General features: G+C 69.8%; 6 protein-coding genes. 4 read left to right on the plus strand and 2 right to left on the minus strand.

Annotated elements, in window-relative coordinates:
• Positions 1-336: 336 nt before the first annotated feature.
• Positions 337-1,281: a hypothetical protein gene (locus QH196_RS08520; RefSeq protein WP_280415214.1), complete on the plus strand. Its 945-nt coding sequence runs from the start codon at positions 337-339 to the stop codon at positions 1,279-1,281.
• Positions 1,282-1,290: 9 nt separating this feature from the next.
• Here the strand turns inward: QH196_RS08520 and ypfJ are convergent, their stop codons facing one another.
• A complete protein-coding gene (gene ypfJ / locus QH196_RS08525) occupies positions 1,291-2,214 on the minus strand; it encodes a KPN_02809 family neutral zinc metallopeptidase (RefSeq protein WP_280415215.1) in 924 nt (307 codons plus the stop codon).
• Between the two features lie 145 nt (positions 2,215-2,359).
• Between ypfJ and aspS the strand changes: the two genes are divergently transcribed.
• Complete coding sequence (gene aspS, locus QH196_RS08530) at positions 2,360-4,183, plus strand: aspartate--tRNA ligase (RefSeq protein WP_280415216.1); 1,824 nt, start codon at positions 2,360-2,362, stop codon at positions 4,181-4,183.
• Between the two features lie 179 nt (positions 4,184-4,362).
• On the opposite strand, the gene QH196_RS08535 is transcribed toward aspS, so the two are convergent.
• Positions 4,363-5,394: a hypothetical protein gene (locus tag QH196_RS08535; RefSeq protein WP_280415217.1), complete on the minus strand. Its 1,032-nt coding sequence runs from the start codon at positions 5,392-5,394 to the stop codon at positions 4,363-4,365.
• A 191-nt stretch (positions 5,395-5,585) separates the two neighbouring features.
• Between QH196_RS08535 and QH196_RS08540 the strand changes: the two genes are divergently transcribed.
• Positions 5,586-6,752, plus strand: coding sequence for a phosphotransferase family protein (locus QH196_RS08540; protein ID WP_280415218.1), 1,167 nt, complete (start codon positions 5,586-5,588; stop codon positions 6,750-6,752).
• Positions 6,753-6,882: 130 nt separating this feature from the next.
• Positions 6,883-7,476, plus strand: a 594-nt coding sequence (locus tag QH196_RS08545; RefSeq protein WP_280415219.1) for an AAA family ATPase, incomplete at its 3' end; no start/stop codon positions are given.

Consider the following 7,476-nt stretch of genomic DNA (forward strand, 5'->3'; position numbering starts at 1 on the left):
TGCACGGTGAGGGTCGCGGGGGGGGGGGGGGGGGGGGGGGGGCGGGCGCCGGGAAACGGGGGCGGGCCCCCCCCCCCGCCGGGGGGGGGGGGGGGGGGCGGCGCCCGCCCGCGGGGGGCGGGGGGCCCCCCCCCCGCCGCGGCGGCACCCGCATTACCCGCCGACCCGGTAGGTGCCCTGCTCAACGGCGCCGCCCTGCCGGCGCTGCCGGGAATCGACGTTCTTTTCGCGCCCATCCGGGATCTGCTGAGCAGCTTCGGGACCGGTGTCATCGGCGCGCTGGACCCCACCGCCATCCTCAGCCAGGCCTCCCAGGTCATCGAGGTGGCGATGGGGGTGGGTAAGAGCAGCCTGTCCGCCATGGGCGAGTCGTGGGAGAGCGGGGCGGCCCAGACCGCTCAGACGGCCGGGCAGGAAGCCAACAATTCCGGTGTGCAGACCAGTCAGCGCGGATTCGATATCTCGGCCATGACGCAAGCTGCCGCCGCAGTGGTGCAGCAGGGTAACGCGCAGCTCACCACCATTGCCGCCTCCTTCCTCACCCAGGCCACGGCCCTCGCGCCGGTGGTGATGACCCCGCCCGCGCAGACCGCGCTCATCGCCTCGGCCACCGAACATCTGGGCCAGGCGGTAACGGTCACCAATATCACCCGCGGGGACCTCGCGGGCAGGACCGCCGAACTGAGCGGTGTGGTGCAGCAGATGCTCGGTGTGGACGGGCAGCAGGCGGCTCAGGCCGCCCAGCAAGTGGCGCAGAGCGTCGGTGAACCGATCTTGCAACAGGCGCAGAGCCTCGCGTCGGATCCGTCGGGCCTGGAATCCGTGCTGGGCTCGGCCACCGGTGAGCCGGCGGCGACCACCGCGGCCGGGCTGAGTACCGGTAGCCCGGGCATGCCGGGTAGCCCCGGTATGCCCAGTGGTAGCCCGGGTTTGTCGACCGGTGGTGCGCCGGGCGGTACACCGGGCCTGCCCGGGTCGCCATCGATGCCGGGTGTTCCCGGCGCGACCACGCCGCCGATCGGCAATGTGGTCCGGCCGGGCGCGCTCCCCACCGGTATGGCTCCCGCGGCCACCAGCCCCGCGTCCAGTGGTTTCATGGGTGGCGGTGCGGCGGGTGCGGCCGGTCAGCGCAACAACGAAGAGGAACACGGCCGGACGGTCGAGTCGTATCGCAGCGCGACCGGTAACGACGATCTCACCGGTCCGCTGGGTGAATCGGCACCGGAGGTCATCGGGGCGGTCGATCCCGACGAGGACGCCGGTTACGACAGTCAGTTCTGAACCACCGGTTCAGCGCAGGCCCTCGGGATTGTTCAGATCCGTCGCCGAATAGGTATCGCAGGCCCGCACCTCACCGGTGCGGTAACCCGCGAGGAACCATTTCTGTCGTTGCTCGCCCGCGCCGTGCGTCCACACCTCCGGGTTCACCCGGCCCTGCGCCGACTCCTGGATCCGGTCGTCGCCCACGGCTGCCGCCGCCGACAGGGCATCGCGGATATCGGCATCGTCGAGCGGTTGCAGCAGTGGTGTGTCCGAACCCGGTGCGGGTGTGCGGTCGGCGTAATGCGCCCAGATACCGGCGTAACAGTCGGCCTGCAACTCGGTGCGTACCGCCCCCGATTCCGGGCCCTGCGGATCCTGCTGGGCCCGGCCGATATCGCCGAGCAGAGTTTGGATGTGGTGGCCGAACTCGTGCGCGACGACGTACTCCTGTGCCAGTGGTCCGCCCGCGGCGCCGAAGCGGTCCACGAGTTCCTGAAAGAAGCCGACGTCGAAATATGCGGTCCGGTCGGCCGGGCAGTAGAAGGGGCCGACCGCACTGGTCGCATATCCGCAGCCGGTGGATACCGAACCGGTGAACAGGCGTAACCCGGGTTGTTCGTAGGCGACGCCGGTCTGTTGCGGCAGTTGCTCGTCCCAGACGGCGTCGAGGCTCTGTGCGGTGAGCACCACCCGGCAGTCCACATACGTGTTCGCGTCCGCGCCGGTCCGGCAGTGCTCGGGAGTGCCGGCCGTCACCTCGCGCTGCCCCGTGTCCTGGGTGCCGGTGAACTGGCCGAGCGTCGACCCGGGATCGCCGCCCAGCAGCAGGGCGATGACCAGCACGATCAGCCCACCGGCACCGCCGCCGAGGGCCAGCCTGCCGCCACGGCCGGGGCCGCCACCGGAGGAGGCGCGGCCGGGGTCGATCTGCACGCGTTCGTTGAAGGTCATGCGAGCATCCCGTCTGAGAACGTAGTTGCTGCGACTTTGCTGGTGCTGGCAATATATCCGTTTCAGTCCGCCCGCCGGGGCACACTACGATGGCAACCGCATCCGGTGGCCGTCCCGGTGTGCTCCGAACGTCGAAAGGAATCCCGTGCTGCGCACCCACTTGGCCGGTTCGTTGCGAGCCGAACAGACCGGTCAGACCGTGACCCTCTCCGGTTGGGTGGCGCGGCGGCGTGACCACGGTGGCGTGATCTTCATCGATCTGCGTGATGCCTCCGGTGTGGCGCAGGCGGTGTTCCGGGAAGGTCCGGCGGCCGAGCAGGCGCACCGGCTGCGGGCCGAGTACTGCGTTCGGATCGTCGGTGTGGTCGAACAGCGTCCCGAGGGCAACGAGAACCCCGAACTGCCGACCGGCGCGGTCGAGGTGAACGTCAAAGAGCTCGAGGTGCTCAACGAGAGTGCCCCGCTGCCGTTCCAGCTCGACGAGCAGCCCGGTGAGGAGGCCCGGCTCCGGTACCGCTACCTGGACCTGCGCCGCGAGGCTCCGGCCCATGCCATCCGCCTGCGGTCGCGGGTGAACGCCGCCGCGCGCGCGGTGCTGGCCCGGCACGAATTCGTCGAGGTGGAGACCCCGACGCTGACCCGTTCGACTCCCGAGGGCGCCCGCGATTTCCTGGTCCCGGCGCGGCTGCAGCCCGGAAGTTTCTACGCGCTGCCGCAGAGCCCGCAGCTGTTCAAACAGCTGCTGATGGTGGGCGGTATCGAACGCTACTTCCAGATCGCGCGCTGCTATCGCGACGAGGATTTCCGGGCCGACCGCCAGCCCGAATTCACCCAGCTCGACCTCGAGATGAGCTTTGTCCGCCAGGAGGATGTGATCCTGCTGGCCGAGGACATCCTGGTGGCGCTGTGGGAACTCATCGGCTACCGGATCCCGACCCCGATCCCGCATATGACCTATGCCGAGGCGATGCGCCGGTTCGGCAGCGATAAACCGGATCTGCGGTTCGGCGTGGAGATCACCGAATGCACCGAATACTTCGCCGAAACACCGTTCCGGGTGTTCCAGGCACCCTATGTCGGTGCCGTCGTCATGCCCGGCGGGGCGGGCCAGCCGCGGCGCCAGCTCGACGCCTGGCAGGAATGGGCCAAACAGCGCGGCGCCAAGGGGCTGGCGTATGTGCTGATCGGTGAGGACGGCACGCTCGGCGGTCCGGTCGCCAAAAACCTCAGCGAGGCCGAACGAGAAGGACTGGCCGCGCACGTCGGTGCCCAGCCGGGGGACTGCGTGTTCTTCGCGGCCGGCCCGGCCAAGGCGCAGCGCGCCCTGCTCGGCGCGGCGCGGTCGGAGATCGCGCAGCGGGTCGGGTTGATCGACGAGAACGCGTGGTCGTTCGTCTGGATCGTGGACGCGCCGCTGTTCGAACCGGCCGCCGACGCCACCGCCAGCGGCGATGTGGCGCTGGGACATTCGTCGTGGACGGCGGTGCACCATGCGTTCACCTCGCCGAAACCGGAGTCGATCGACACCTTCGACACCGATCCCGGCTCCGCGCTCGCCTACGCCTACGACATCGTCTGCAACGGTAACGAGATCGGCGGCGGCAGTATCCGCATCCACCGCAAGGATGTGCAGGAACGCGTCTTCCAGGTGATGGGCATCAGCGAGGCCGAGGCGCAGGAGAAATTCGGCTTCCTGCTGGACGCCTTCGCCTTCGGTGCCCCGCCGCACGGCGGTATCGCCTTCGGCTGGGACCGGATCGTCGCGCTGCTCGCCGGTCTCGACTCGATCCGCGAGGTCATCGCCTTCCCCAAGACCGGCGGCGGCGTGGATCCACTCACCGACGCGCCCGCGCCCATCACCGCGCAACAGCGCAAAGAAGCAGGGCTGGATGCCCGGCCGCAGAACAAGGCGAAGGCCGAGACCAACGGCGCGACCGGGGCCGCGGTCACCGAGGCGGGCACCGGCTAGATATCGGGCCCGATCCGGCCGCTGGTGTCAGCGAGCAGCGGGAAACGGTGCGGGCGCGACGTTCCGGGGTCTCCGAGATCCACTGTGGCGGTGGCATCGGCCCAGATATACTCCGGCGTCTGCCCGGCCGAGTACTGTGCGACTCGCCGCTGCCTGCGGAAGCCGAAGTGCCCGGTAGGTCAGACGGGCGATATCGGGCCACCGGTGAGGGTGCGGTACGCGTGGGTGACCGCGATCGCCGCCACCGGGCCGGCCACCAGGAGGCCGAACCCACAGGCGAGCAGGCCGAGGCAGGTGACCACGACGACTGTCAGCGCCAGCAGGAATACCCGCCACGGATCTCGCAGGGCCAGCAGGAAACTGGATTTGATCGCCGCCACCGGCGTCTGGCCCTGGTCGAGAGCGAAATGCAGCGAGAACATGCAGCCGATACCGACCAGCATCCCGGGAATCAGGCACAGCGCGGAGGCGAGAGTGGTGGCCAGGAAGGCAAGTAACGCGGTCAGGAACGCGTTACCGAGATTGCCGATATAGAAATAGGAGCCGAAACCCGGCCGGTAGCCGTCGGTTTCGTAGAGCGCGCCGCGTACGAGAGCGGCCTGGAGTAGCCACAGGCCGGCCATGACGACGGCGAAAAGCACGAGCAACGAGGTCATCGACCGCGGCTCGGTGATCCGTGCCACCAGGTAGAACAGCAGATAGATGATGAAGCCGAGCGAGGTCGCCGCGACCCAGGGCCCGGGATTGAGGCGGAACTTCTCGAATCCGTAGCTGAGCGCGTGCCCGACATCGAGCCGTCCGGGAATTCCGGTGCCGAGAGCCTGGTAGCCGTAAACCGGTGATTCCGGCCCGGGACCCGTACCGGGTGGGCCGTAGACGGGTTGGCCCGCGGCCGGGTCGGGAACGGTGCCGGCCGCCGCGGAGAGCTCTGGTGCGGGCCGTTGTGTGGCGGCCGGCGGTGCGGGTTCATCGGTGACGGTACGTGCGGCAGGGTCGGTGCCGGGGCCGGCGGTGGTGACGGGTTTCTCCATCCCGGGCGAGCCGCTACGGCCCGAGTCGTGGACCACACCGCCCGGGAAATCGGCGGTACGCGGGTTGTCCGCCGCCGGGTCGCCCACCGCCGCGGACCGGGATTCGCCGGATGTGGGCTGCCTGCCTGCCGTGTCCGGGGCGCCGGGGGAGTCGGGGGCGGAACTCGGTGTGTCGGTCACGCTGGGATACCTTTCGGCGGGGCGGGTTTCCGGTGTGGCGCACAGCAGTTCAGATCGAGAAAACCCGACCCGCGCAGCGCTGTCAAGCAGGCCGCAGCTACGCCGGAGAACACGTCTGACACGCCGGGCGACACGGAAAGGTTGTTCAACCGCTCGCTAGAAGTGACCGAATGCGAGTAACTTGAGATGCGATGACTGCACTACTGGCCGAACGAGCCACCGAAGTCGTATCCGCAGCGCAGCAGTTGCTCACAAAGCGAATGGGTGCTCCGGTGAAGCTGAGCGATCCCGCCGAACTCAGTGGCAGTGGACGGACAACCGTCCTACGCGTCCGGGTCGCCGAGAACGCTTTCTCCCTACCACGCACGCTGATCGTCAAGCAGGTCCGCGGCTCCGTCGCCGACCCCAAGAACGTGACGATCATGCCGGGTGTCGCCAGCGTCGATTCGGCCTTCCTCCGGGAAGCGGTGTCCTACCAGTTCACCACCGCGCTGAGCCGGGGTGAACGGCCGGGCGCGTACCTGATCGCGCACAGCCTGCCCGACCGGTTGCTCGTGCTCAGCGATCTGGGCGAGAACACCAAACTCACCGATGTGCTGCGGTCCGGTGCCGAACCGGCCGCTCAGAACGCGATGATGGCGTTCGCGCAGGCACTCGGCCGGATGCATGCCGCCACGGTCGGCCGTGAACTCGATTTCGTCGCCCTGCTCCGCCGGGTCGATGTCCTGCACCGGGTGGACGGTATCGCCCAGCAGGCCGAGGCCGCCGTCACGGAGGTGCCTGCCCTGCTGCGGCGCGAACTCGGTATCGACGTACCCGACGAGGTGGCCGACCAGGTCGCCCACGGGGCCCGGCTGTTCGGTGGTGGCCGGTTCCGGGCGTTCAGCCCCTCGGACCTGTGCCCGGACAATGTGATCATCAACGACGAGGGTGCCCGCATCCTCGACTACGAATGGGGCGGTTTCCGCGACGCCACCCTCGATATCGCCTATGCGCTGGTGTCCTTCCCCGGCTGCCTGTGCGATATCGAACTGTCCCGCGAACTGGCCACCCAGATGGTGGAGGCCTGGCGGGCCGAGGTCGTCGGTGTATGGCCGGCCCTCGCCGACGACGATCTGCTCGCCGAGAAGATTCTCGAGGCGCGGCTGATCTGGGTCTGGCTCAGCACCTACTGGTTTTTGCCCGCGGACCACACCCGGATCGCGGCGGCCCGCGAACACGGGCTGTCGGTGCCGCGTTCGGATGCCCTGCTCAACCGGTGGGCCGGGCTGGCCGAGGATGCGCGGTGCCTCGGCAACGACGCGGTCGGCGATTTCGCCGAGGGCGTCTGCGCGCTCCTCGACGAACACCTGAGCTGACGCCCGGAGTCCACGCCCGACCGGGTGTCGGCGGCGAACGGTACGGTCACAGGCATGAGTGCGTCAGGCCCGGAGGCGGTGGCGAAACGTCACCATGCAGGACTCTCGCTCGCGCCCGCGGGGCCAGGGCATGAGTGACGGTCTGTTCGATATGCCCGGTGGGGGAGCGGGCACGCCCGATTTCGCCGTGCCGGATCAGGCCGCTCGGCTCGGCGATACGCGGGCACCACTGGCCGTGCGGATGCGGCCCGCGTCTCTGGACGAGGTCGTCGGGCAGCAGCATCTCCTCGGCCCCGGCTCGCCGCTGCGCCGTCTGGTCGAAGGCTCGGGCGCGGCATCGGTGCTGCTCTACGGGCCGCCGGGCACCGGGAAGACCACCCTGGCCTCGCTGATCTCCCATGCCACCGGTCGCCGGTTCGAGGCGCTGTCCGCGCTGTCGGCGGGCGTCAAGGAGGTACGCGCGGTGATCGATGTGGCCCGGCGGCGGCTGACCGCGGGGGAGCAGACCGTGCTGTTCATCGACGAGGTCCACCGGTTCTCCAAAACCCAGCAGGATGCGCTGCTCGCCGCGGTCGAGAACCGGATCGTGCTGCTGGTGGGGGGGGGGGGGGGGGGGGGGGGGGGGGGCGCGGGCGGGGGCGGGCGGGGCGCGGCGGGCGCGGGGGCGGGGGGGGGGGGGGGGGGTGTGGGTGGGGGGGGCGTGCGGCGCACCCCCCGCCCCCCC

It is taken from the genome of Nocardia carnea (assembly GCF_029868325.1).
In the GTDB taxonomy this organism is placed as follows: Bacteria; Actinomycetota; Actinomycetes; order Mycobacteriales; family Mycobacteriaceae; genus Nocardia; species Nocardia carnea_C.